The 23,961-nt window shown below is 64.5% G+C and carries 29 protein-coding genes; 12 read left to right on the top strand and 17 right to left on the bottom strand.

Annotated features, from left to right (window positions below):
• Position 1 precedes the first annotated feature (1 nt).
• The 5 genes from ACSR1C_RS00620 to ACSR1C_RS00600 are packed head-to-tail and all read left to right on the top strand — an operon-like array spanning position 2 to position 5,100.
• Positions 2-796, top strand: a complete 795-nt coding sequence (locus ACSR1C_RS00620; protein WP_460257387.1) for a transglycosylase SLT domain-containing protein — start codon at positions 2-4, stop codon at positions 794-796.
• Entirely contained in the window at positions 796-2,886 is a 2,091-nt protein-coding gene (gene flhA / locus ACSR1C_RS00615) for a flagellar biosynthesis protein FlhA (RefSeq protein ID WP_460257386.1), read from the top strand. Before ACSR1C_RS00620 ends, flhA begins: the two co-directional genes overlap by 1 nt.
• A complete protein-coding gene (locus ACSR1C_RS00610) occupies positions 2,886-3,662 on the top strand; it encodes a flagellar biosynthetic protein FliR (protein ID WP_460257385.1) in 777 nt (258 codons plus the stop codon). Before flhA ends, ACSR1C_RS00610 begins: the two co-directional genes overlap by 1 nt.
• Entirely contained in the window at positions 3,659-4,741 is a 1,083-nt protein-coding gene (locus ACSR1C_RS00605; protein WP_460257384.1) for an EscU/YscU/HrcU family type III secretion system export apparatus switch protein, read from the top strand. Before ACSR1C_RS00610 ends, ACSR1C_RS00605 begins: the two co-directional genes overlap by 4 nt.
• On the top strand, positions 4,738-5,100 hold the full coding sequence (locus ACSR1C_RS00600; RefSeq protein ID WP_460257383.1) for a hypothetical protein: 363 nt from the start codon (positions 4,738-4,740) through the stop codon (positions 5,098-5,100). Before ACSR1C_RS00605 ends, ACSR1C_RS00600 begins: the two co-directional genes overlap by 4 nt.
• A gap of 2 nt (positions 5,101-5,102) precedes the next feature.
• Here the strand turns inward: ACSR1C_RS00600 and ACSR1C_RS00595 are convergent, their stop codons facing one another.
• Genes ACSR1C_RS00595 through ACSR1C_RS00555 form a run of 9 tightly spaced genes read right to left on the bottom strand, consistent with a single transcriptional unit; the run spans position 5,103 to position 9,660 of the window.
• On the bottom strand, positions 5,103-5,585 hold the full coding sequence (locus ACSR1C_RS00595; RefSeq protein ID WP_460257382.1) for a flagellar basal body-associated FliL family protein: 483 nt from the start codon (positions 5,583-5,585) through the stop codon (positions 5,103-5,105).
• Positions 5,586-5,594: 9 nt separating this feature from the next.
• On the bottom strand, positions 5,595-6,326 hold the full coding sequence (flgH, locus tag ACSR1C_RS00590) for a flagellar basal body L-ring protein FlgH (RefSeq protein WP_460257381.1): 732 nt from the start codon (positions 6,324-6,326) through the stop codon (positions 5,595-5,597).
• A 9-nt stretch (positions 6,327-6,335) separates the two neighbouring features.
• The gene (flgA, locus tag ACSR1C_RS00585) at positions 6,336-6,764 is read right to left on the bottom strand and encodes a flagellar basal body P-ring formation chaperone FlgA (RefSeq protein WP_460257380.1); all 429 of its coding nucleotides are present in this window, start codon (positions 6,762-6,764) and stop codon (positions 6,336-6,338) included.
• Positions 6,764-7,549: a flagellar basal-body rod protein FlgG gene (gene flgG, locus ACSR1C_RS00580; protein ID WP_460257379.1), complete on the bottom strand. Its 786-nt coding sequence runs from the start codon at positions 7,547-7,549 to the stop codon at positions 6,764-6,766. Before flgG ends, flgA begins: the two co-directional genes overlap by 1 nt.
• A 17-nt stretch (positions 7,550-7,566) precedes the next feature.
• Positions 7,567-8,283 carry a flagellar hook-basal body complex protein gene (locus ACSR1C_RS00575; RefSeq protein WP_460257378.1) on the bottom strand — a complete coding sequence of 239 codons (717 nt, stop codon included), beginning with the start codon at positions 8,281-8,283 and terminating at the stop codon, positions 7,567-7,569.
• A gap of 3 nt (positions 8,284-8,286) precedes the next feature.
• Entirely contained in the window at positions 8,287-8,553 is a 267-nt protein-coding gene (locus tag ACSR1C_RS00570; RefSeq protein ID WP_460257377.1) for a flagellar biosynthetic protein FliQ, read from the bottom strand.
• 4 nt (positions 8,554-8,557) lie between these two features.
• Entirely contained in the window at positions 8,558-8,851 is a 294-nt protein-coding gene (gene fliE, locus ACSR1C_RS00565) for a flagellar hook-basal body complex protein FliE (protein ID WP_460257376.1), read from the bottom strand.
• Positions 8,852-8,863: 12 nt separating this feature from the next.
• Positions 8,864-9,256, bottom strand: a complete 393-nt coding sequence (gene flgC, locus ACSR1C_RS00560; RefSeq protein ID WP_460257375.1) for a flagellar basal body rod protein FlgC — start codon at positions 9,254-9,256, stop codon at positions 8,864-8,866.
• A 14-nt stretch (positions 9,257-9,270) separates the two neighbouring features.
• The gene (locus ACSR1C_RS00555; RefSeq protein ID WP_460257374.1) at positions 9,271-9,660 is read right to left on the bottom strand and encodes a FlgB family protein; all 390 of its coding nucleotides are present in this window, start codon (positions 9,658-9,660) and stop codon (positions 9,271-9,273) included.
• An 82-nt stretch (positions 9,661-9,742) separates the two neighbouring features.
• Between ACSR1C_RS00555 and ACSR1C_RS00550 the strand changes: the two genes are divergently transcribed.
• Entirely contained in the window at positions 9,743-11,107 is a 1,365-nt protein-coding gene (locus ACSR1C_RS00550) for a FliI/YscN family ATPase (RefSeq protein WP_460257373.1), read from the top strand.
• 4 nt (positions 11,108-11,111) lie between these two features.
• Here ACSR1C_RS00550 and ACSR1C_RS00545 read toward each other — a convergent pair whose 3' ends face one another.
• From ACSR1C_RS00545 to ACSR1C_RS00520, 6 genes are all read right to left on the bottom strand, one after another.
• Positions 11,112-11,912 carry a DUF1217 domain-containing protein gene (locus tag ACSR1C_RS00545; protein ID WP_460257372.1) on the bottom strand — a complete coding sequence of 267 codons (801 nt, stop codon included), beginning with the start codon at positions 11,910-11,912 and terminating at the stop codon, positions 11,112-11,114.
• Entirely contained in the window at positions 11,909-12,313 is a 405-nt protein-coding gene (flbT, locus tag ACSR1C_RS00540; protein WP_460257371.1) for a flagellar biosynthesis repressor FlbT, read from the bottom strand. Before flbT ends, ACSR1C_RS00545 begins: the two co-directional genes overlap by 4 nt.
• Positions 12,310-12,690 (bottom strand): flagellar biosynthesis regulator FlaF, encoded by a 381-nt coding sequence (flaF, locus tag ACSR1C_RS00535; RefSeq protein WP_460257370.1) that lies wholly within the window; start codon positions 12,688-12,690, stop codon positions 12,310-12,312. The genes flbT and flaF overlap by 4 nt, the downstream gene beginning before the upstream one ends.
• Before the next feature lie 72 nt (positions 12,691-12,762).
• Positions 12,763-14,247 carry a flagellin N-terminal helical domain-containing protein gene (locus ACSR1C_RS00530; protein ID WP_460257369.1) on the bottom strand — a complete coding sequence of 495 codons (1,485 nt, stop codon included), beginning with the start codon at positions 14,245-14,247 and terminating at the stop codon, positions 12,763-12,765.
• Between the two features lie 203 nt (positions 14,248-14,450).
• Positions 14,451-14,801, bottom strand: coding sequence for a hypothetical protein (locus ACSR1C_RS00525; protein ID WP_460257368.1), 351 nt, complete (start codon positions 14,799-14,801; stop codon positions 14,451-14,453).
• The gene (locus tag ACSR1C_RS00520) at positions 14,788-15,069 is read right to left on the bottom strand and encodes a rod-binding protein (RefSeq protein WP_460257367.1); all 282 of its coding nucleotides are present in this window, start codon (positions 15,067-15,069) and stop codon (positions 14,788-14,790) included. The genes ACSR1C_RS00525 and ACSR1C_RS00520 overlap by 14 nt, the downstream gene beginning before the upstream one ends.
• A 1,180-nt stretch (positions 15,070-16,249) precedes the next feature.
• Between ACSR1C_RS00520 and fliK the strand changes: the two genes are divergently transcribed.
• Positions 16,250-16,870, top strand: coding sequence for a flagellar hook-length control protein FliK (gene fliK, locus ACSR1C_RS00515; RefSeq protein WP_460257366.1), 621 nt, complete (start codon positions 16,250-16,252; stop codon positions 16,868-16,870).
• 12 nt (positions 16,871-16,882) lie between these two features.
• The gene (locus ACSR1C_RS00510) at positions 16,883-17,542 is read left to right on the top strand and encodes a flagellar hook capping FlgD N-terminal domain-containing protein (RefSeq protein WP_460257365.1); all 660 of its coding nucleotides are present in this window, start codon (positions 16,883-16,885) and stop codon (positions 17,540-17,542) included.
• Here ACSR1C_RS00510 and ubiB read toward each other — a convergent pair.
• Both ubiB and ubiE read right to left on the bottom strand, forming a co-directional pair.
• Positions 17,539-19,068: a 2-polyprenylphenol 6-hydroxylase gene (gene ubiB / locus ACSR1C_RS00505; protein WP_460257364.1), complete on the bottom strand. Its 1,530-nt coding sequence runs from the start codon at positions 19,066-19,068 to the stop codon at positions 17,539-17,541. The genes ACSR1C_RS00510 and ubiB overlap by 4 nt on opposite strands.
• Before the next feature lies 1 nt (position 19,069).
• Positions 19,070-19,813, bottom strand: a complete 744-nt coding sequence (gene ubiE / locus ACSR1C_RS00500; protein ID WP_460257363.1) for a bifunctional demethylmenaquinone methyltransferase/2-methoxy-6-polyprenyl-1,4-benzoquinol methylase UbiE — start codon at positions 19,811-19,813, stop codon at positions 19,070-19,072.
• An 84-nt stretch (positions 19,814-19,897) separates the two neighbouring features.
• On the opposite strand from ubiE, the gene mutM reads away from it, so the two are divergent.
• The 4 genes from mutM to dnaA all read left to right on the top strand — a co-directional run bounded on the left by mutM (position 19,898) and on the right by dnaA (position 23,953).
• Entirely contained in the window at positions 19,898-20,749 is an 852-nt protein-coding gene (mutM, locus tag ACSR1C_RS00495; protein ID WP_460257362.1) for a bifunctional DNA-formamidopyrimidine glycosylase/DNA-(apurinic or apyrimidinic site) lyase, read from the top strand.
• Between the two features lie 63 nt (positions 20,750-20,812).
• Entirely contained in the window at positions 20,813-21,589 is a 777-nt protein-coding gene (locus tag ACSR1C_RS00490) for an enoyl-CoA hydratase (RefSeq protein WP_460257361.1), read from the top strand.
• A 99-nt stretch (positions 21,590-21,688) separates the two neighbouring features.
• The gene (gene rpsT, locus ACSR1C_RS00485; protein ID WP_460257360.1) at positions 21,689-21,955 is read left to right on the top strand and encodes a 30S ribosomal protein S20; all 267 of its coding nucleotides are present in this window, start codon (positions 21,689-21,691) and stop codon (positions 21,953-21,955) included.
• Between the two features lie 636 nt (positions 21,956-22,591).
• Complete coding sequence (gene dnaA / locus ACSR1C_RS00480; protein WP_460257359.1) at positions 22,592-23,953, top strand: chromosomal replication initiator protein DnaA; 1,362 nt, start codon at positions 22,592-22,594, stop codon at positions 23,951-23,953.
• The last annotated feature ends 8 nt before the right edge of the window (positions 23,954-23,961 follow it).

Raw genomic sequence — 23,961 nt, 5'->3', positions numbered from 1 at the left:
AATGGCATGCGATTCGACCTCGGGTGCGTATCGTGCCTTGTTGAAAACCGGCCAGTCGGCTTTTCGTGGCCTGGCATTCTGGTGTCTCGCCATCGCCTGTACGCCGCCGGCCTGGGCATCGGATCCGGCGGCGTTGTGCGATGCCGCCGCACAGCGGGCCTCGGCGGCGACGGGCGTGCCGCTTTCGGTACTTCGGGCGATCTCGCTGACCGAAACCGGGCGCAAGCGGGGCGGCAAGATGCGCCCTTGGCCCTGGACGGTCAACATGGAAGGCAAGGGTGTCTGGTTCGACGATGCCGACAGCGCCATGGCCTATGCCTATAAACATTACAAGCGCGGTGCGCGCAGCTTCGACGTCGGATGTTTTCAGCTCAACTACAAATGGCACGGCCAGAATTTCACGTCGATCGAGGAGATGTTCAAGCCAGACCCGAATGCGCAGTACGCAGCAAATTTTCTGCATGATCTGTATCAGGAAAAAGGCGACTGGAGCGCGGCCGCCGGGGCCTATCATTCCCGAACGAAGACCTATGCCGACCGGTATCGTAAACGGTTCGACCGGTATCGTGCGACCTTCACCGATCAGGGCGGCCCCCCACTGCCGCTTTTGGCCGCAGGGTCCGGCCAGCCGGACGCCCCGACACAATCGGCCCCTGTCGAAGTTGCGCTGCGCGTGAACACATATCCGCTGCTGCAATCAGGGCAGGGCGAGCGCGGGCTGGGATCGCTGGTGCCGCTGGGCACAACCGCACGGCCCGGTCTTTTCACCCGCGCGGCGTCCGGGGTGGGTGGGTAATGCCGACCCTGACCTTACGGGATATCTTTCGCCCGACGATCCTGTTGGCGCTGGCGCTGATGGCGGTGATCGTGATGATGATCCTGCCGGTGCCCGCCTGGGTGCTGGATATCGGCCTGGCTGCGTCTTTCGCCCTGGCGATCCTGATCTTCACCGTGACCTTGTTCATCGAGCGACCGCTGGATTTTTCGGCCTTCCCCACGGTGCTTCTGGCGACGCTGATGTTGCGGCTGTCGCTCAACGTCTCCTCGACCAAGCTGATCATTGGCCGGGGCCATAGCGGCACCAACGCCGCGGGGGACGTGATCGAAGGGTTCGCGAATTTCATCATGGGCGGCAGCGTGCTGATCGGCCTGGTGGTGTTTGGCGTACTGTTGATCGTCAACTTCGTTGTTATCACCAAAGGCGCGGCCCGCATGGCCGAGGTCGGCGCGCGCTTTGCACTGGACGCGATGCCCGGTAAGCAACTGGCGATCGACAGCGACATGTCCGCAGGCGCCATAGATCACGCCGAAGCCAAGGTACGGCGCGAACGCGAACAGGCCGAAACGACCTTTTTCGGCTCGCTCGACGGGGCCTCGAAATTCGTCAAGGGCGATGCGGTGGCCGGCCTGCTGATCACCTTGCTGAACCTGGTGATGGGGCTGGTCATCGGCATCACCCTGCATGACATGCCGATCTCGCGCGCGTTCGAAACCTATGCGATCCTGACCGTGGGCGACGGGCTGGTCAGCCAGATCCCGGCCGTGATCATCTCGATCGCGTCGGCGCTGCTGTTGGCCCGCGGCGGGGCCACCGGCGCGACTGATCTGGCGCTGGTCGGGCAGCTTGGCCGCTATCCCGCGGCACTGGCCACGGTCGCCCTGCTGATGGGCCTGTTCGCACTGGTTCCGGGCCTGCCCTTTCTGCCCTTCCTGGCGGGCGGGGTCGCCTTGGCCAGTGCGGCCTACTTCGTAAGCCGCAACACCCGGCGCCGCGCCGAAATGGCGGCGTCCGCGACGGCGCCCACGCCGGAACCGGCCGCCGACACCCCGCTGGGCGATCTGCTGGATCTGGATGATATCCATGTGGAATTCGCGCCGGACCTTGTCGGGATGGTGCTTGATGCAGCCACCGGGCTGGACGCCCGCATCGCCAATATGCGCAAGCATGTGGCCGAGGTTTACGGCCTGATCCTGCCGGAAATCCGGCTGACGGATAACGGCGCGTTGCCGCCGGGCACCTATGTCGTGCGGATTCAGGGGGTGCAGCAGGCGCGCGATACGCTGCGCCCGGATCAGATACTGGCCCTGCTGGCGGACGACGCGCCGCCATTGCCGCCGGGCGAGGATGTGAAAGAGCCGGTATATGGCGCGCCGGCCCGCTGGATCGCCACTAGCGGGCGCGAGGATCTGGCGCTGGCCGGGGTCACGCTGGTGAATCCGTCCGAGGTTCTGGCGACCCATCTGCTGGAGGTGATCCGAAGCAATTTCGCCCGGCTCATGACGCTGAAGGCGTTGCGCCGGCTGCTGGACGAATTGACCCGGCTTTCGGATCAAGCCCGGGCCGAGGCCAACCGCCGCATGATCGACGAACTGGTGCCGGAGAAAGTGCCGGTGGATCTGTTGCTGGCGGTTCTGCGCCTGTTGCTGGCGGAGCGGGTGTCGATCCGCAACCTGCCCTTGATCCTCGAGGCGATCGCCGAAGGGCGGCACAGCTATCCCAACGCCGAAGCGATCAGCGAGCATGTCCGCCACCGTCTGGGTTTTCAACTGGTGGCCGAATACCGTCGCGCTGACGGCACCATTCCGTTGCTGCAACTCGCCCCCGAATGGGAAGAGCGTTTCACGACCTATCAGATCGAGGGCGAGCATGGCGGCCGGGATGTGGCGCTGCCGCCAGACGAATTCAACAGGCTTGCCAATGCAGTGTCCGAGCGGTTGTCGAAGGCCGGCGAAACCGGGATTTTCCCCGCGCTCGTCACCTCGACCCGCCGGCGCCGGTTCCTGCGCACGGTCCTGTCGGCCAGGGGGATCACCGCCCCGGTCCTGTCCTTCGAGGAAATCGGAACCGAGGCCCGCCCGTCGCTGGTCGGGCTGGTCCCCGCGTGATGGCGGCGCTGGCGGCCCTGCTGTCGATCGGGCAGGCCAGCCTGCTGAGCGGCTTCATCGTTTTTCTGCGGGTTGGCGCGGTCATGGCACTGTTGCCGGCGTTCGGGGAACAGTCAGTGCCACAACGGGTGCGGCTGGCGCTGGCGCTGGCCTTCACCCTGATCGTGGCGCCGGCGGTGTCAGGTCAGATCGGGCCGCTTGCCGCCGGGGGTACCGTGATCGGGCCGTTTCTGATCACCGAGGTGATGATCGGCCTTGCGCTGGGGATGATCCTGCGGCTGCTGGTGCTGGTGTTGATGATGGCCGGCCAGATTGCGGCGCAGGCGACATCGCTGTCGCAGATATTCGGCGGCGCCGGGGTCGAGCCGCAGCCGGCGATGAGCCACCTGATGGTAATGGCCGGGCTGGCGCTGGCGGTGATGAGCGGGCTGCATGTGCGCGCGGCCGAGGCGATGATCCTGTCCTACGACATCCTGCCGGCTGCGCAATTGCCCGATGCCGCCGCGCTGGCGGAATGGGGTCTGGGCCATATCGCGCATGGCTTTGGCCTTGCGGTGACGCTGGCCATGCCTTTCGTTATCGCGTCGCTGATTTATAATCTGGCGCTGGGCGTCATCAACCGGGCGATGCCGCAGCTGATGGTGGCCTTTGTCGGCGCCCCGGCGATCACCGCTGGCGGGTTGATCCTGTTGCTGGTGGCGGTGCCCCGGTTGCTGGAAATCTGGAGCGGCTGGATGACGGCGGTGCTGGCAAATCCGTTCGGATCCGTGCCATGAGCGGGGCGGACAGCGACGAAGAAAAGCAACACGATCCGACGCAGAAACGACTGGACGATGCGCGCAAGAAGGGCGAAATCGCCCGCTCGGCCGATCTGAATACCGCGGCGGGTTATGCCGGGCTGAGCCTGGTGGCGGTCAGCGTCGGCGCGGCCAGCCTGACCGGGCTCAGCAGTGCGCTGGTGACCCTTCTGGATCAGGCCGATACGCTTGCGCCGCTGATGTTGCGCGGCGGCGGGCGGCCGCTTTCGGGCGGGTTGATCGGGGCCGTGGCGACGGGGGCGGGTCCCTGGTTCGCCGGCCCCGCGCTGGCCGCGCTGCTGTCGATCCTCGTTCAGCGCAGCCTGATCGTGGCGCCGGAAAAGTTGCAGCCGAAGCTTTCGCGGATTTCCCCGTTGGCGAATGCGAAGAACAAGTTCGGTCGTGGCGGGCTGTTCGAATTTGCGAAAAGCGCGTTCAAGCTGGCGATCTATACTGCGTTTCTGGCGGTCTACCTTCGCAACCGCCTGCCCGAGATGCTGGCCGCCATGCATTTGTCCCCGGCCATGGCGATGGCGCAGATGGTGCGCATGTCGGTCGAGTTTTTGCTGGTCGTCGTGGTGATCGCGGCGCTGATCGGCGCGGCGGATTATCTGTGGCAGTCTTTCGAGCATATCCGCAAGAACCGCATGTCCCATCAGGAACTGAAGGATGAATTCAAACAGTCCGAAGGTGATCCGCACATGAAGCAGCAGCGGCGGCAAAAGGGCATGGCGATCGCGATGAACCGGATGCTGACCGATGTGCCCGAGGCCCATGTGGTGATCGTGAACCCGACTCATTACGCCGTGGCCCTGAAATGGGATCGCAGCTCGCCCGGGGCCCCGGTCTGTGTGGCCAAGGGGGTGGACGAGATCGCCGCGCGGATCCGCGAAGCGGCAGCCGAGGCCGGGGTGCCACTGCATCGCGACCCGCCGACCGCCCGCGCGCTACATGCCTCGGTCGAGATTGGCGCGGAAATCCGGCGCGAGCATTACAAGGCCGTGGCCGCCGCGATCCGGTTTGCAGAGGCGATGCGCGCCCGGGCGAAGGCGCGATGATGCGCAGGGAAGACCGGGAAAGACTGGCCGCCATGGCGCAACTCACCGCGATGGCGCTGGATGCGGCCTTGATGCGGTCGCGACAGGCCAGCGCGGCGCGGCGCGGGATCAAGGCGCAGATCGACGCGCTTGATGCCGACCGGCGGCGCATGGCGCAATCGGTCGAAGACCCGGCCACCCGCGCGGGCGCCGATCTTCTTTGGCTGCGTTGGGCCGAGGCGCGCCGGGCCGCGCTGAACAAAAGTCTGGCCCGCAGTCTTGTGGCAGAGGAAGAGGCCCGCCGCGTCGCCATCCGCGCCTTTGGCCGCGATCAGGCGCTTGGCAAGGTGAGAGAGAGGGAGACGCCGCGGAAAGCGTAAAATCAGCGGCTGTCCTGGCGGACCAGATCGGTGATCAGGACGTCACGCACGATGGGGCCCATGATTTTCTGTGCGGCTTCCAGAAGGGCCAGGCGCAAGGCTGTCATGTTGGTGCTTGCGGTGAAAACGCCCTTGAATCCGCCCGCATTGGCGTGGTCGAACATCACGCTCAGGAACGCATCGCGCAGCTTTGGCTCCATCTGATAGACGGCGGCGCGCTCCCCTTGCGCCACCTCCAGGCTGAGCGACAGAACCACCAGCGCGCCGACCCGTTCATGCTCCATCACCGGCACGACGAACTGGTTGTTGAGCTTCACGAATTCGGCGGCGGCGTCGACGGTATCCTCGACCATTGCATGGGCCGGTTCCGCCGAATCGTGCCCGTCCGCCGGGGCCGGGGCCGGATCGGGGCGCAGCATAAACCCTGCCCCCGCGCCGATGGCGAGGCCGATCAAGGCAAGAAACAGGGGAAGCAGCTTTGCCATGGTGATCCCTCAGAATGGCAGAATGATGTCGGCGATTTGCTGGCCATAGCGCGGTTGCTGCACATCGGTGATCTGGCCGCGCCCGCCATAGGAAATCCGGGCCGAGGCGATCTTGTCATAGGAGATCTCGTTCTGGCGCGAGATATCCTCGGGCCGCACATAGCCGGTGACCAGCAGTTCGCGCATTTCGAAATTCACCCGAACCTCCTGCGATCCCTCGATCCGCAGAACCCCGTTCTGAAGTTCGCCGGTGATGGTGGCGGCGACCCGCAGCGTCAGCTTTTCGTTGCGCCGTACCGATCCGTCGCCACTGGATCCGCTGGAGGAACTGGTCGAAATCGCGGTGTCCATGCTCGCCCCGTCGGGCAGTTCGGCGTTCAGACGTTGCGGGATGCCCAGGAATTGCGGGATGCTCATGCTTTCCGTTCCGCTGCGCGAGCGGTCGGTGGAATTGGAAATCTCGGCCTTGTCGTCGATTTCAATCACGACGGTCAGGATGTCGCCGGGCTGCTCTGCCCGCCGGTCCCCCAGCAGCGAACTGCGCCCGCCGCTCCACAAAGATGCCTGATCGGCCTGCTGGCGTCGCGCGGTGCTGCCTGGAAACGGTAGTGACGCCATGGCGTGATAGGCATTGCTGCCTTCCGTCGGGGTGAACTCCGGCGCCCGGCCGACATTTTCGATCGGGCTGCAGGCGACGATCAGGCAAACACCCGGAATGGTCAGAAAAGGGGGGCGGAACATGCGAAATCCTTATGGTTGAAAGGCGGTGCCGACGACGACATCGCCGCGGTCGGTGACCCGCCCGGTGACAGTGCTGCGCGAGGCGAGGTTCATCACCCGGATGGCATCGCCCACACCGGCGCGGTCCAGCGCGCGGGCCTCGGCGGCGATGGTCAGCGGGCCGCTGCGGTAGTGCAGGGTCACGATCTGGTTGCGCTCGATCACGGCGGGGGGGCCGATATCGCCGGGGCGAATCGGCCGGCCGGCATAAAGGATGATGCGCGCCTCCTGTCCCAGGGCCTGTTCGGGCCGGGTCAGGGCGCCCGGCACCGTACCCGCCGCAAGCGCCAGATCGCCGGGACCAAGGATCGCCTGACTGCGGACCGTGCGCGCGGCCACCAGCGTGTCGGCGCCAGCGGGCATGGCGGCAAGGCACAAAAGGATCAGCAGGATCCGCATCAGCGCACCTGCGTCGTGGCGCTGAGCATCTGATCGGCGGCGGTGATGACCTTGGCGTTCAACTCATAGCCGCGCTGGGCCTCGATCAGCTCGGTCACTTCGCGCACTGCATCGACCGAGCTGTCCTCCAGATAGCCCTGCCGCAGCGTGCCCAGCCCATCCTCGCCCGCCGTGCCGGTGATGGCCGGACCCGAGGCGGCGGTTTCCAGAAACAGGTTCGAGCCCATCGCCTCGAGCCCCTTTTCGTTGGAAAACCCGGCGAGCGAGAACTGGCCCAGCAACTCGGGCTGCACCCGGTCCGAGAAATAGGCGTAAACCTCGCCCTCGGCATTGATCGACAGCGCGCGCGCATCGTCGGGGACGGTGATGTCGGGGGCCACCGGATAACCGTCAGAGGTGACGATCAGCCCGTCGGCCGAGCGTTTCAGCGCCCCGTCACGGGTATAGCCCGGCAGGCCCGAGGGCAGCGTGACTTCCAGATAGCCCTGCCCGTCGATCGCCAGATCCAGATCGCCGCCGGTCTGCGACAGCGCCCCTTGCGACAGCGTCACGCTGACCGCCGCAGGCCGCACGCCCAGGCCAAGCTGCACCCCGGTGGGCAGTATCGTGCCATCGGCGGCGTTGATCGTACCGGCGCGGGTCATCTGCTGATAATGCAGATCGGCGAATTCGGCGCGGCGGGCGTTGTAGCCGGTGGTGTTCATGTTGGCGAGGTTGTTCGAGATTACCTCGACCCGCATCTGCTGGGCGCTCATGCCCGTGGCCGCGATTTTAAGGGCGCGCATGGGGCACCTCCTTTGGGTTAGGTTCCGAGCGTGCGGATGACGGCGCGCACGCGCTCATCCTCACGTTCCAGAAAGCTTTGGCCGAGCTGATAGGCGTGCTGCACCTCGATCATCCGCGCGACCTCGGACACTGCGTCGACGTTGGAATTTTCCAGAAAACCCTGCACGATCACCCCCTCCTCGACCGGCTCGGTTCCGGCCCGGGTGGCGAACAGGGTACCGGTTTCGCGGGTTAGGTCGGCCGGATCGGCGGGCTGAAACAATCCGACCTGCGACAGCGCCCGCCCACCTGCGCTGAGCGTGCCATCGGCGGCCAGGCTGACACCATCGGCATCGGGCGGCACGAAGATCGGCGCGCCCCCCAGATCCAGCAGGCGGTGGCCATCGGGCGTGGCCAGTTCGCCCGCCTCGTTGGGGGTGAAGGCGCCGGCGCGGGTCAGCCGGTCGCCTTGCGGGGTTTCGACCAGAAAAAAGCCTGGCCCCTCGATCGCGAAATCGAATGTGCCGCCGGTCTGGGTCAGCGGCCCTTGCTGCAGGTCGGTCTTGCGCACATTGGCGGTGGCCATGGACAGCGAACCGCCCGGCCCGTCGGTGATCTGCACATATTCGGCAAAAACCACACCTTCGCCGCGATAGCCGGTGGTCGAGATGTTGGCGATATTGTTGGCCACGCTTTGCATTTCGCGCAGCAGGCCGGTTTGCCGGGTCAGGGTGGTGTAACCTGCATTGTCCATGCTCTAGCCCCCCACGATCAGCGGGATCAGACGATCGGTGAAAAACCCGGTCAGCGTCTGCGTCATGAAGCCCATCGACATCCAGAACACCGCCAGAATCGCCGCCAGTTTCGGCACGAAGGTCAGGGTCATTTCCTGCACCGAGGTCAGCGCCTGAAACAGGCCAATGACGACACCGACGATCAGGGCGACGACAAGGATCGGGGTCGAGATTTCGACGGCGATCCACAGCCCCTGGCGCAGCGTGTCGTAAAAGATGATTTCATCCATCGCGCTACACCGGCATCCGCAGGATTTCCTGATAGGCCTCGACCACCTTGTCGCGCACGGTCACGGCGGTTTCGACGGCCAGTTCGGTCTGCGCCAGCGCCTGAACCAGCGCATGTGGATCGGCGCCGCCGGTCATTGCGGCCTTCGCGGTTGCCTCGCCCTGTTGCAGCGTGTCGGTGAATTCCCGGGCCAGCCTGGCAAAGCCGCTTTCCGCCGCCGGATCCTTGGCGCTGGGCTGGGTCGCGGGCCGGGCCGTTGCATAGCCCTGGGCCGCGGCGGTGGAGGATCGTAGGTCCATTCTGGCACTCCTCTATCGGCGCAGCAGTTCCAACAGGCCCTGCGTCATCTGCCGGGCCTGATCGAACATTCTGAGGTTCGCCTCATAGCTGCGCTGCGCTTCGCGCGCGTCCGCGATTTCGACCACCAGATCGACATTCGAGCCGTCGTAATGGCCGCTTTCATCGGCCAGCGGGTGACCCGGATCGAAAATCCGCGTCAGTTCCCGCCGGTCGAGCGTGACGGGGCCGGATTTCACCTGCCCCGTATGCTGGCCGCCCTGTACCACCTCTTGGAAACTCATGGTCTTGCGGTGGTATCCGGGGGTGTCTGCGTTGGCGATGTTTTCCGACACATGGCGCAGCCGGGTGCTTTGCGCCTGCATCCCGCTGGCCGACAGGGCAAGGGTTTTCATCAGATCGCTCATTTTTCGTGCCCTCCTTACCGGCCCAGGCTGCTGCGCATGATGCCCAGCGCACTTTTGTAAACGCTCAGTGCCATGTCGTGCTGGCCGCGGGTTTCCACCGCTTTCATCATCTCGGTTTCCAAAGAGACGCTGTTGCCGTTGGGCGCGGTCGCGGCGCCGGCAACCACATGCGCCTTGGGCGCGGGCGATCCGACCTGCGTGCCCGACAGATGCCCGGCGCGGGTAATCCGCGGGGCGAAATCGCCGGTATCCTGCTGATAGGTGTCCGCGAAGGAGGCGACATCGCGGGCGCGATAGCCCGGTGTGTCGGCATTGGCGATGTTGCGGGCAAGAACCGACTGGCGCGACGCGGCATGGGTCGCCATGCCGTGGGCCATCTGCAGTAACTCGATCTTTCCGAACATCCGGGCTTCTCCTCGGTTTCAACCAAGGCTTAACCCTGATTCCTTTAAAAACCGTTGTCAGACCCATGAGCGGAGAATCCCCATGCCAAACCTGTCCTTTGCGGCCTTGCACGCCGAAATCGCCGCCCTTCCACGCGCTTGCCCCGTCGGGCGGGTTCGGGCGATTGGCGGTGGAACGGTAACTGTTTCAGGTCTGTCGGGTGTGGCCGGGCTGGGCGATCTGGTCGAGATTCACCATGGCCGCGGCATTGTCCGGCGCGGCGAGGTGCTGAGCCTGGCGGGCGATGTGCTGACTGTATTGCCCGACGGGGCACCCGATGGGCTGTCCATCGACGATCGCGTGGCACTGATCGGTCCGGGTGCGATTGCCCCGGACCAAAGCTGGCTTGGCCGGGTGATCGACCCGTTCGGCAAGGCGCTGGACGGCCGCCCGTTGTTGCGCGGGGCGGATGAACGCCCCCTGTGTGCGGCCCCGCCGCCCGCCACCGCGCGCCGTCCGCTTGGCGCGCGGCTGGAAACCGGGGTGGCGGCCTTCAACACGATGCTGCCGCTGGTCCGGGGACAGCGAATCGGGCTGTTCGCCGGATCGGGCGTGGGCAAATCGACGCTTCTGGCCCAACTGGCGAAGGGCGTGCAGGCCGATATGGCGGTGATCGCGCTGGTCGGCGAACGCGGTCGCGAAGTGCGCGAATTCGTCGACCGGGTGCTGGGGCCGGCGGGCATGGCGCGTTCGGTCGTTGTGGCCGCCACTTCGGACCAGTCGCCGCTGGTGCGTCGCCGTGCGGCCTGGGCGGCGATGGCGGTGGCCGAGCATTTTCGCGACCAGGGTCAGCATGTGCTGTTTCTGGCCGATTCCGTGACCCGTTTCGCCGAAGCGCATCGCGAGGTGGCGCTATCGGCGGGCGAGGAAAGCTCGCTGCGCGGCTATCCGCCCTCGACCGCGCAGATGATCATGTCGCTGGCAGAGCGCGCGGGCCCTGGAACCGGCGACATGGGCGATATCACCGCCATTTTCAGCGTTTTGGTGGCCGGGTCGGACATGGAGGAACCCGTCGCCGATATCCTGCGCGGCGTACTGGATGGCCATGTGGTTCTGGACCGGCGTATCGCCGAGCGCGGGCGCTATCCGGCGGTCGATCTGTTGCGGTCGGTGTCACGCAGCCTGCCGGATGCGGCCAGCGGCGACGAAAACCGTCTGATCTCCCGCGCACGCCGCCTGCTGGGGGCCTATGACCGGGCCGAGATGATGATTCAGGCCGGGCTCTATACTGCCGGATCGGACGCAGAGATCGACGCGGCTGTACAGGTCTGGCCGGCGCTGGATGCGTTTCTGGCCGAGGATGAGGCGGTAAACAGCGCTGCCAGCTTCGCACGGCTGGCCGCCTGTCTGGCCCTGACGGGTGACGGCGATGGGGCCGGTGCAACCGCGGCGACCATCCCGGTGTGATCCGTCACCGGGCGGCGTTTTGCAGCAGGGTCAGGGCCGTGCTGGCGGGGCTGAAGCTGGCGGCGGTATTGTTCAACTCCGCGCGGACAAGAAACAGCCGCAGCAGTTCCTCCATTTTCTCGGGATCCTGAAACTGGCTGACTTCGCCATTGCCGAAGATACGGTCGGCCCGATCCCGGAACATCGTCAGCTGTTTGTCGATATCCAGTGCGGCGAATTCCGGCGGCAGGCCAAAGGCGGTTTCAAACACGGTGCGCAACGGTTCCGACCCCATGACAGAATACCATTTCGTTTCATCGCTGCTGTCGTTCGCTGCCAGTTCGGTCAGATCCCGCGTCAGGTTCAGCGCCAATCGCATATCCGCGTTCTGATCACCCACGGCAATCTCGAACTGGCGGGTCTGATAGGCGCTGGTGATCTTGTCGGCAAAATTGGACAGTTGCGTATTGGGCACGTCGAAATCCCCGAAGCCAAAAGCCTCAGACAGTTTGAAATAGCTCTTGTCTGCCAGTTTGTTGGCCAGCGCACCGTCTTCCAGCGTGCCGTCCGACAAGACCTTCTGTATGAAAAACCGATTGTCGATATCGTCATCCAGCCCGAAGGCCCCCAAGGCAACGCTCAGTAATCGCCTGTCGGCGACCAAAGCTTCGGCGCTGGTGATCTTGCCGATATTTTCCCTGAAATAGTCGACGTCGCGCGCCATTGCCGGGGTGGTGTCATGGGCCGCCTTTTGCGCCTCCATCGTGCGCTCCAGAAAGCGCCAACCGGCAAAGCCGCCGAGCGGAACAACCGGTTGAAAGCTCATGGCCGGGCGGCGGCCAGCAGCCGCTCCTCCCGTGGCAGAAGGCAGCGCATTGCTTTCAGCGCGTGGTAGTATTGATCGTCCAGCACCGCCTCGCTGGCCAGTTTCAACTGATTGCGACTGTCGGTATCGGTCAGCACCTGGCTCAACTGCTCGATCCCGCGCAACAGTTGCATTCTGGCGTCATCCCGGGCGGCGTCGCCCGACAGCACCAGTTGCGCGATATAGCAGACCCGGCGCACCGGGGTGGTCACCTCTTCGGGATGGATGGCGTCGCGCAGCCGCAGGATGTTGGCATCCGGCGTGACGATGCTGAGCCGCGAGCGACGGTCGCCGTTTTCGATCACGGCACCGTTGATCAGCACTCGCTCTTTCGGAGCAAGCTTCAGAACCAGGCCGCTCATGCCGCTTTCCCGCTCTGGCCAAGGCCGCGCATGACAGCGGTGTTGATTTCGATCAGAACGTCGGCCTGTTCCTGCCCGCCGAGGATCTTGCTGGTATGTTCCTGTGTGAACCGGGCCAGATAGAACAGCCGTGCGCGCAAGGCTTCGGGCAGGGCGTTTCCAGGCTCGGCGACGTCGGCGGCCAGCGCTGTCCAGAGTTTGCGGTTGTCATGCAGGGCTGCCGCAAAGGCGGGGAAACCCGGGTTGCCGGCGCTTTGCGCGGCTTTCAGGCGGGCGGTGATTTGCGCGAAAACGCCGTATTCGATGCTGCGCGGGGTGCGCAGGGCCGCCTGCTGCGGTGCAGAATAGGCCGTTTTAGCCATGAGATGAGCGGTCATGCTCCGTCCTTCCGGTGATGCTGGGGATCAGGTCGGGGGAAGGGCCGGGGCGTGATGCCCCGGCCTTTGGTTTTACCGGAACAGCGACAGGATGTTCTGCGGTGCCTGGTTGGCGATGGACAGCGCCTGGGTGCCAAGTTGCTGTTGCACCTGAAGTGCCTGCAACCGGGCTGAAGCGGCCTCCATGTCCGCGTCCACCAGCGAACCGATCCCTGCCTGCAGCGCATCGGTCAACTTGCCGATGAAATTGCTCTGGGTTTCGATCCGGCCTTCGGCTGAGCCGAAGGAAGCCGAGGCGTCGATCGCGTTGTCAATCAGCGTCTCGATATTGCCCAGTGCGGCTTTGGCCCCGGCATCGGTGGTGACGTCGATACCGCCAAGCCCGAACAACCCGCCCGAGGCCGTGCCGTCCGCCGCGCCAGCGCGGGCAAGCGAAACGCTGGATGCTCCGTCATTGTCGATCTTCAGCACCCACTGGTCTGAATCGTTCTTGACCACCTGGGTTGTGACATCGGCGATGCCGCCGCCATCAACCGCTGCCTTCAGGCCGCGCGCCACATCCTCGAAGTTTTCGCCTTTGCCGGCGACATAGGTGTAGGCGGTGCCGCCGACCGATACCTGATACCCGTCACCCTCGGCCACATTTGCCGAATTGGAAAAGGTCAGGGTCTCGGCGCGTTCCGCGATCGACGTGTCCGACAGGGTGATATCGGTCGCACCGCCGTTCTTGGTGCCGCTGATGGCAACATCTTCGAACGCGCGGGTCGAAGTGAGGGTCACAACATCGCCCGACACGCCGGCCGAGATTCCGACCAGCCCCAGTGCGTTGATGGCGCCGGAGATCGCGCTGGCCGCAGCGGCCTGATCGCCGGTGATGTCACCCGCCGCAAAGCTGACGGTTGCACCGCCAATATTGATTTCGAACGCGTCGCCCGACACATCCGCGTCCGAGGCCAGCGTAATCGTTGCCGTGTTGCCGGTATTGGTGGCTGCGCTGTCGGACAGGGTCGCATTGGTCGACAGATCGGTGCCGGTGCCCAGGCTGCCCGCCGCAGACGACAGATCCTGACGTTCCACAGTGATGCTGGATGCGGTCACGGTCCCGTCGTTGGAGCGATCCAGCGACGACAGGACATCCACGCTTTCGGTCCCTTGAACGAGGTTCAGGCCGTTGAATTGCGCGGCGCCGACGACCGAGGTGATCTGGTCGCGAAGGGCACTGATATCGGTCTGGATTTTGTCGCGGTCAACATTGCTTTCCTGTGCCGAGACAACCTTACCCTTGATTTCGGTCAGCAGGTCGGCCACCGTTTCCGACGCCTGACGCGCCACGGCAACGGTGGATTCACCCAAGGACAGGCTTTCCGAGATCGCCTTGAAACCGTTCACGTCGGCCTCCATCACTTTCGAAATTGCCCAGACGGCCGAGTTGTCCTTGGCCGAGGCGACGGATTTGCCGGTGGCAATTTCGTCTTGGGTCTTGGTCAGGCTTGCATTGATCCCCTTGAGGGTCTGCAGGGCGACCATTGCGCTGGAATTCGTCAGAATACTGGACATTCAGAGGTTCCTTTACCCACGAAGGCGCTTTTGCGCCGGATTGAAAAGCCGCAAAGGCGGCAGGAACGGTGTTTCACCCGTGCGGCCCCACGTTTTCACGCTGCCGCGCCACCCCCTTTGGAATGCATCTCCGACTTTCGGTCCCAAGTGCTAAGAACTTGCTAAACAGGTCGGACGAAACCGCTAGAATTTAACGAAAATTCTTATGCCCTGCGTTCCAGCGTCTTGCGCGGCGCGCCAAGGCTGCTGCGCTGGCCCAGCCGATCATAGGTGTTCAACTGCGGCCCGCCGTCACGAATCTGCATCAGCCGTGCGCGGGCCGTTTCAAGCCCTCGCCGAACGGCGTTCAAAAGATCGGCATTCCGCCCTGCCATCCGTTGCAGCCCGCCCAGATCGGAAAGGTGCGCCCGATCTGCACCGACCGCCAGTTGGGCTTGCAAGCGCTCCTTCTCATCGGCCAGCCGCGCGATCTGATCAAGCTGTCCGCCCAGCAGGGCCTCATGTTCGCGCTCCAGCAGGTCGCGCAGCCGCCGATACAGATCAGGTGCTGCCATCGGCCCGCTCCTTCAACGCTTCGAACAGATGTTCCGCCAGGCCGATACCGCCGGATTTCACCATTTCCTCGGTCTGCGCCTGCCGCAGGAACGATGTAAACTGCGCCTCGCCCGCGCCGCCGCCGAATGCGTCGCGCGATTCGCCGAACCCCGCTGATTTCAACATTTCCGACAAAAAGCCAGCCTCCAGTTGTTCGGCGGCCCGCCGCAACTGTACGTCGCGCGTGGCAAGAGGCGGCAGGCCCGGAACCGCAGCAATTTCGACCATCCGGCGAATCCTTCAATTGCGATCTGTTTTTCCGGTTATGGGCCGCAGGCGGTAAAGAAGTGGTAACTTCCCTGGCGCAAGACTGAGCCTGTTCAAAAGCAGAAGGCCGGAATCGCGAATGCACTATTCCATGCGTCCAGAAGGGATCCTTGCGCTGGTCCAGGCCGGTTTTGCGCCGCCGGGTGAAAAGCAGGCGGCGGTGCCTTCGCCGCCCGCGATGATGTCGGGGGCAGAGTTCGCACAAGACCTTCTTCTGGCGCCCGCCGGAGGAGGCCAGACGTTGAAGGGTGTCTTGCCGTCTGCCGGGGGCATGGCGGTGACACCTGCGCGTCTTTTTGTGGATGGCGTGATGGCGCGTCCAGCTGCGCAAATCGCGCCGCTGATGCAGGGGGGAAACAGTGTCGTGCCGGACCGCGCGCGCCAGCCGGGCCCGGAACAGGTGGTGAAAATGCCGGGAATAGGCGGTTCCCTCCGGCGGGACGGGGCGACGGAGGGTCAACCGGACGAAGCGCCCGAAACGGATGTCGACGTGAGGCCGCCGGCATCCAACTGGGGGGCGATTCTGGCGGAATCGAGCGAAGTTCATGTTGCACCGGCGATCGCTTGGTTTCAGCCTCTCTTGACGTCTGGCCCTGTGCCCGATCTTGCGGATCCCCGCGCTGGCGTTGCACCGGAGGCGGGCAGAGCGGCTGTGTCGGTCGGTGCGCCCGGCAAAGATGATGCGGCGGGCACACCGCAGACGCCGGAGCCCCGCACAAATCTGACGAGGCCGCAAAACGTCGCACTGGCCTTGGGGGAAACCGCCCCGACGCCAAGACAAGCCGCTCCCGTGTTGCCGCGTGCAATTGACCAGGGGGATACATGGCCACCTGCCGCCTTGGAAAAGGCGGCCCCTCTGGCGGCGGCAGACATGACCGAGGCAAACCCCGGGCCGGCCCGGGACAGCACGACCGCTAGGGCGGAAGGCCGTCCCGATTTTGCGCCTGGGCTGCGGCCGGATCGGACCGACGCAGGCAAAAACGCCCCGCGCGGCACGACACCCGGACCATCCACGGAACCAGTGCCGCGCCCCCCGGCCCTGACCGTTAGTGTGCCGGCCCCTCCGGCCCTGCCGGTGTCGGCTGTTGTGCCCCCGCCAGCGATTGCGCCGGAACCCGCACCACCTCCGCACAACGCGGCGATGCCCGCGCCGGACCTTCTGACCGACCGGGCCGTGTCCTCGGTCGTTGACTCGGCGGCGCTGATGCAGGGCCCGGATGACGGCGCGACCGAAACGATCGCCAATCCACCTGACGGCAAGGATCCCGGCCGCCCGCCCCCTGTCGAAACGGGCCTTTTCCCACGGGTCGCTACGTCATCCACTGGCGGCGTGGACCGCCCTGCCGCTGCTGCCCCATTCGGTGCTTTGCCCGATCCCGGGCCAGCGGCGTTCCGGCAGATGGCAGAGACACTGCATCGTGCCCCGGACGGTCAGATGGATCTGATACTGAGCCCCGAAGAACTGGGCCGGTTGCGGATGACGCTGACCCCCGGCGACACCGGGATCAGCGTCGTCATTCACGCCGATCGGGCGGACACGATGGACCTGATGCGCCGCAATATCGACATGCTGAGCCAGGAATTCCGCGATCTCGGATATCGCGATATCCGGTTCGATTTCGGCCAGGGGCGGCAAGGGGCGGGGCAGGGTCAGCCGCCCGCCCCGCCGCCGCAAGAGATGGTGGATCAACTGAACCCCGGCCCCGCCCTGCCGCCGAATACGCGCGCACCGCTGGCCGACGGGCTTGATATCCGCATTTGAAAGGACAGACCGATGGACGTTGCCGCAACAGGCACCACGCCGGCCACCGCCCCGCAGACCACTGACAGCAGTACGGGCGTCATCAATTCCGATTTCGAGACTTTCCTGACGATGCTGACCACGCAGATGAAGCATCAGGATCCGCTCAACCCGATGGATTCCACCGATCTTTCGGTGCAGCTGGCCACTTTTTCGGGGGTCGAACAGCAGGTTCTGAGCAATGAGCTTCTGGCCGATCTGGGTACACAGATGGGTACATCGAATATGGCCCAATTCGCCACATGGGTGGGGATGGAGGCCCGCGTCGCGGCCCCCGTCGCCTATCGCGGCGACCCCATCACCATCCTGCCGAATCCCGATACCCTGGCCGACAGCGCCCAGCTTGTCGTCACCGATGCCAATGGCACCGAAGTGCAGCGGCTGGAGATCGGCACCACCGCCGCGCCTTATGTCTGGACCGGGCTGGGCGATGACGGCGTGCCGCTGGCCGACGGGGTCTATAGCTTTGCCGTGGATAGTTACGCCAACGGCGAATTCCTCAACCGCAGCAGCGCAGAGACATATGCCCCGGTGACAGAGGTGCGCCTGACCAATGGCATAACGATGCTGGTTCTGGCGGGCGGCACCGAAGTCTCGACCGGCGCGGTGACCGCATTGCGCGACCCCGGCTAGAGGAACGCCCCGATCAGCACGCCCGCGCCCAACGCCGCCGCCCCCGCGAGCATCCACAGCGCGGGATGCGCCGCGGGCGGGCGGGGCGGGTCAGCGGGCGGGGCACTTTGACGTAGCAGCATATCTTCGGCCAGTTGCGGAAGCTTGGGGCCGAACCGCGCCAGCACCCGGGCGGTCAGCGCCAGATCACGCGCAAGGGCCTTGGGGCCGATATTCTCGCGGATATACCCCTCGACCACCGGATGGGCGACCTCCCATATATTGATATGCGGGCTGAGCGAGCGGGCCACGCCCTCGACCACCACCATGGTGCGTTGCAGCAAGATCAGCTCGGTCCGGGTCTGCATCCCGAACCGTTCGGTCACCTCGAACAGATAGTTCAGCAGCCGCCCCATCGAGATATGCGAGGCATCCATCCCGAAAATCGGATCGCCCACCGCACGCAGAGCGCGGGCGAATTCGTCGATATCGCGGTCGGCGGGCACATATCCGGCCTCGAAATGCACCTCGGCGACGCGGCGGTAATCCTGACGGATAAAGCCGAATATGATTTCGGCATAGACGCGGCGGGTATATTCGTCGATCCGCCCCATGATCCCGAAATCGTAGCACAGGATATCGCCGTTCGCGCCGACCTTCAGGTTGCCCTGATGCATGTCGGCATGGAAATAGCCGTCGCGCAGGGCGTGGCGCAGGAACAGTTGCAGCACCCGCGTGCCCAGCACCGCGCGGTCATGGCCGGCGGCGTCGATCGCTTCATTGTCGCCCAGCGGCACGCCTTCGGCCCAGTCCAGCGTCATCACCCGCCGGCCTGACAGGGACCAATGGGTTTTCGGTACGAAAAAACCCGCGTCGCCCACGGTGTTGGCCTGAAACTCGGACGCGGCCGAGGCTTCCAGCCGCAGATCCAGCTCACCCGTCACCACGCCTTCGAAATGTTCGATCACGTCGCGGGGGCGCAACCGGCGCGAGGAGGGCGAGAGCCACTCGATAAAGGCCGCGGCAAGATAGAAGGCGTCGATATCAGTCTGGAACGCCTTCTCGATCTTCGGGCGCAGCACTTTCACGGCCACTTCATGGCCGGTTGCCGCCACCCGCGCCCGGTGCACCTGTGCGATCGACGCGGCGGCCACGGGCGCGCTGAACTCGGAAAACATCTCGTCCACCGGGCGGCCCAACTCTGCCTCGATCACCTGTTTGGCGATCTCGACCGGAAAGGGCGGCAGCTTGTCTTGCAACACGCGCAGTTGCACGGCCAGTTCGTGGCCAACGACATCGGGCCGGGTCGACAGGATCTGGCCGAACTTGATATAGGCCGGGCCAAGTGCGGTCAGTGCGCGGGTGGCCGGGGGCAGCGCCGGGTCGCCCTTGTAGCCTAGCCAGGCAAACGGCCACGCCACAACACGCGAAAAGATGCGCAGCGCGGGTTGGGCATCCAGCGCGTCCAGCACCACGCCCATGGCGCCGGTGCGTTCCAGGGTGGCGCCGGTGCGGATCAGCCGCCAGATATTGTGAGGTCCGCGCAAGTTACAGCTTCCATCCCGAATGCAGCGCCGCCACGCCCATCGACAGGTTGCGGTATTTCACATTCCCGAACCCGGCGGCGCGGATCATGCCCGCGAAGGTTTCCTGATCGGGAAACTTGCGGATCGATTCCACCAGATACTGATAGCTGTCGCGGTCATTCGCCACGATCTTGCCCATCGCCGGGATCACGTTGAACGAATAGCGGTCATAGGCCCATTGCATCGCGGGATTGGGCAACTGGCTGAATTCCAGCACCATCAGCCGTCCGCCGGGGCGCAGCACGCGGTATGCCTCTGACAGGGCGTCGGCGATGCGGGTGACATTCCGGATGCCAAAGCTGATCGTGTAGACGTCAAAGCTGTTATCGGCGAAGGGCAGGGCCATCGCGTCGCCGGTGACCCAGCCCAAGCTGTCGGCCATCTGCCCGGCCTCGGCGCGCTGGCGCCCGGCGACCAGCATCGATTCCGTCATGTCCAGCACCACGGCCGAGGCCCCCGGCGCGCGCCGCAGGAACCGGAACGAAATATCGCCGGTGCCCCCCGCCACATCCAGCAGCCGCTGTCCGGCGCGCGGGGCCAGCCAATCCATCATCGCGTCCTTCCAGACGCGGTGGATGCCCATCGACATCAGATCGTTCATCACGTCATAGCGTGACGCGACATTGGTAAAGACGCCGTGCACCATTCCCGCTTTTTCGTCCTCGGGGACGGTCTGAAATCCGAAATGGGTGGTTTTGTCGGTCATCGCTCTTGCCGTCGCTGAAAACTCCCCCTCCTTATAGAGCGCCCGCCGGGCGTTACAATGCGCACCCATCCGAGGAACAGCCATATGCCCGAACTGCCAGAGGTCGAAACCGTCCGCCACGGGCTGGCCCCCAGCATGGACGGGCAGATCATCACCCGCGCGCAGGTGAAGCGCCCCGATCTGCGCTGGCCCTTCCCGCCGCGCATGGCCGAGCGGCTGACCGGGGCGCGGGTGCTGCGGCTGGGGCGGCGCTCGAAATACATTCTGGCCGATCTGGACACCGGCGAGACGCTGATCATCCACCTGGGCATGTCGGGGCGGATGCTGGTGTCGGGCGATCCGCTGGGCCGGTTCCACCACGACCACCCCGCGCCGGAAAAGCACGACCATGTAGTGCTGGACATGGAAAACGGCGCGCGGGTCACCTTCAACGATGCCCGCCGGTTCGGCGCGATGGATTTGTGCCCGACCCGCGATGTGCAGGCGCACAAGCTGCTGGCCGGGCTGGGGCCCGAGCCGCTGGGCAATGCGTTCAACGGGGACTATCTGGTCGACCGCCTGAAAGCCCGCAACACGCCGATCAAGGCGGCGCTGCTGGATCAGCGAATCGTGGCGGGGCTGGGCAATATCTATGTGTGCGAGGCGCTGCACCGCGCGGGGATTTCGCCCCGGCGCAAGGCCGGCCAGATCGCGCCCGCGCGGGTGGCGGCGCTGGTGCCGGTGATCCGCGATGTCCTGACCGAGGCGATCGCCGCGGGCGGTTCCAGCTTGCGCGACCATCGCCAGACCGACGGCGAGCTGGGCTATTTCCAACATACGTTCCGCGCCTATGGCCGCGCGGGGCAGCCTTGTCCAACCCCCGGCTGTGGCGGTGAAATCGCCCGAATCGTTCAATCGGGGCGGTCCACTTTCTATTGCGCGCAATGCCAAAGATAACTTGAACCCTTGCATCAGACTGCTAAGGAATCGGTTTTGTACATCAACGGAGACGCGCCGCGCATGGCCTATAAAACGCTGATCGTCGAAGTCGAAGACCACGTCGCCCTGATCAGGCTCAACCGCCCCGATGCCCTGAATGCGCTGAACAGCGAGATGCTGACAGAACTGGCCGATGCGGTGACCCAGGCCGGTGCCAATGACAAGGTGCGCTGCATCGTCCTGACCGGTTCGGACAAGGCGTTTGCCGCCGGGGTCGACATCAAGGAGATGAGCGAGAAAAGCTTTGTCGATGTGTTTGCCAGCGACATGATCACCCCGGAAACCGAGGCGATTCTGCGCTGTCGCAAGCCGATCATCGCCGCCGTTGCCGGCTATGCGCTGGGCGGAGGCTGCGAGTTGGCGATGATCTGCGATTTCATCATCGCCGCCGACACCGCCAAATTCGGCCAGCCTGAAATCAATCTGGGCGTCGTTGCCGGGATCGGCGGCACCCAGCGCCTGACCCGGTTCGTGGGCAAGTCCAAATCGATGGAGATGCATCTTACCGGCCGCTTCATGGATGCCGACGAGGCTGAGCGCAGCGGGCTGGTCAGCCGCGTGGTGCCCGCCAAGGCACTGATCGAAGAGGCAATGGCCGCCGCCCAGAAGATTGCCGAAAAATCCACCCTGACGGTGATGGCCGTCAAAGAGGCGGTGGACCGCAGCTATGAAACGACCCTGCGCGAGGGTGTGCTGTTCGAGCGCCGCCTGTTCCATGCGCTGTTCGCCACCGAGGACCAGAAAGAGGGCATGGCGGCCTTTCTGGAAAAGCGCGAACCGCAGTTTCGTGACAAGTGATCGGGGAAATCTGTTACATACCCGTTGACTTGCGGCCGAGTCGCCCGTAAAGACGCGGCTTCAGATTTCATGCGAACCCAAAAGCGGGAACTCGAACATATGGCTAATTCGCCTCAAGCAAAAAAGCGCGCCCGCCAGAACGAGCGCAACTTCGCCGTCAACAAGGCGCGCCGGTCGCGCATCCGCACCTTCCTGCGTAAAGTGGAAGAGGCAATCGCGTCGGGCGATCAGGCCGTTGCGGCAAGCGCTCTGCGCGACGCCCAGCCGGAACTGATGCGCGGTGTGACCAAAGGCGTTCTGCACAAGAACACCGTTGCACGTAAAATTTCGCGTCTGTCGTCCCGGGTCAAGGCCCTGGGCGCGTAACACGCGACACTCGACTTATGGTTAAAGGGCGCGGCCGCAGGCTGTGCCCTTTTTCGTGTTTCAGGCATTGTTTCAGAAATTCGTGCATTCCCACATCTCTGAAACAGGTTTTCGGATTCGTTCTGATAAACCCTCAAGTCAAGCGCGAAGATCAGTTGCGGGGGCTTCCTCGGCCTTGCTAGCTTGGGAGTTGCGATTCACATCGTCTTGGGGGGACATGGTATGAGCACCACCCCGCTGCATGGGCGCAGGCCGGTCATCACTGACGGCTTTCGCTGAAAAAAGTGGGTGGGCTCATGGGTATCGAGGCAGGATGCAAGGTGGGGCTTTGCATGACCTCTTTGTCCGCGGGAATGCTTTGCGGAGTTCGATCCGTGCGGCAACGGCCTGGCATGTCCATATAGGCCGCGAAGAAGCGGATAGGTAAGGCAGGCGCCAAACAGGGCCTGCCCCTGTTCGGTACTGTCTTCTGAGCGGAAGCCGCGCGCTGCGCGCGGTTCGGGGGTGTCTGGCCGGTTCGCGCCAGGCGCATGCCTCTGCTGTTCCAACATGTGACATCGCACGCGGTGGCACGCAGTCCGACAGGGGCGCGGCTGTTGCGGGGATATGGGGACGGCTGCTGGAGCGGGCACGACAATGACAAATGAAAAATGGGGCGCGGTATGCAAAGACATTCAGAAGACGATCGGCGAAAATAACTTCGTCACGTGGATCAAGCCGCTGAAGTTCCGCGAGATGCAGAACGGCGTGGCCCATTTCAACGCGCCGACCAGTTTTGTCGGGGATTGGGTGGCCCGCAATTTCGGCGACGAGATCATGCGCCTGCTGACCCGCAACGGCGAAGCGGTGGAGCGGCTGGAATTCAACGTGGTGGCCCAGAAAGCCGCGGCCCCAGCCGCAGTTGCCGATACGGCAAAGCACGCCGTGGCTGCGGCGGGTCTGCGCCCGGATGGCGGGCTGCTGGGCGCCCCGATCGACGCGCGGTTTACCTTTGACAGCTTCGTGGTGGGCAAGCCGAACGAACTGGCCCATGCCGCCGCGCGCCGCGTGGGCGAAGGCGGCCCGGTCACCTTCAACCCGCTGTTCCTGTATGGCGGCGTCGGTCTGGGCAAGACCCACCTGATGCACGCCATCGCGCACGAACTGCGCACCCGTTCGCCGCATTTGCGGGTTGTGTATCTGTCGGCCGAGCAATTCATGTACCGCTTCGTGCAGGCCCTGCGCGAACGGGACACGATGGGTTTCAAGGAATTGTTCCGCTCTGTCGATGTGCTGATGGTGGACGATGTTCAGTTCATCGCCGGCAAGGACAGCACCCAGGAAGAGTTCTTTCACACCTTCAACGCGCTGGTGGATCAGAACAAGCAGATCATCATTTCCGCCGACCGCGCCCCGGGCGAGATCAAGGATCTGGAGGACCGGATCAAATCGCGCCTGCAATGCGGTCTGGTGGTCGACCTGCACCCTACCGATTACGAGCTGCGGCTTGGAATCCTGCAGCAGAAGGTCGAGCTTTACCGGCTGCAATATCCCGGTCTGACCATTTCGGACGGGGTCCTGGAATTCCTGGCGCATCGGATTTCGACCAATGTGCGGGTACTCGAAGGCGCGCTGACCCGGCTCTTTGCTTTTGCGTCGCTGGTCGGGCGCGAGATCACGCTGGATCTGACCCAGGATTGCCTAGCCGATATTCTGCGTGCCTCGGACCGCAAGGTGACGATCGAGGAAATCCAGCGCCGCGTGGGCGAGCATTTCAATATCCGCCTGTCGGATCTGATCGGCCCCAAGCGCAACCGCACCATCGCCCGGCCGCGCCAGATCGCGATGTATCTGTCCAAGCATCTGACCTCGCGCAGCCTGCCCGAGATCGGCCGCCGCTTTGGCGGGCGCGACCACACCACCGTGATGCACGCGGTCAAACGCATCGACGAGTTGCGCGCGACGGACAACCAGATCGCCGAGGATCTGGAGCTTCTGCGCCGCATGCTGGAGGCATAACGCCCTTA

Source organism: Actibacterium sp. D185-2 (assembly GCF_054954595.1).
Note: the sequence above shows the minus strand (reverse complement) of the source record. Positions and strands in the feature narration are given on the sequence as shown.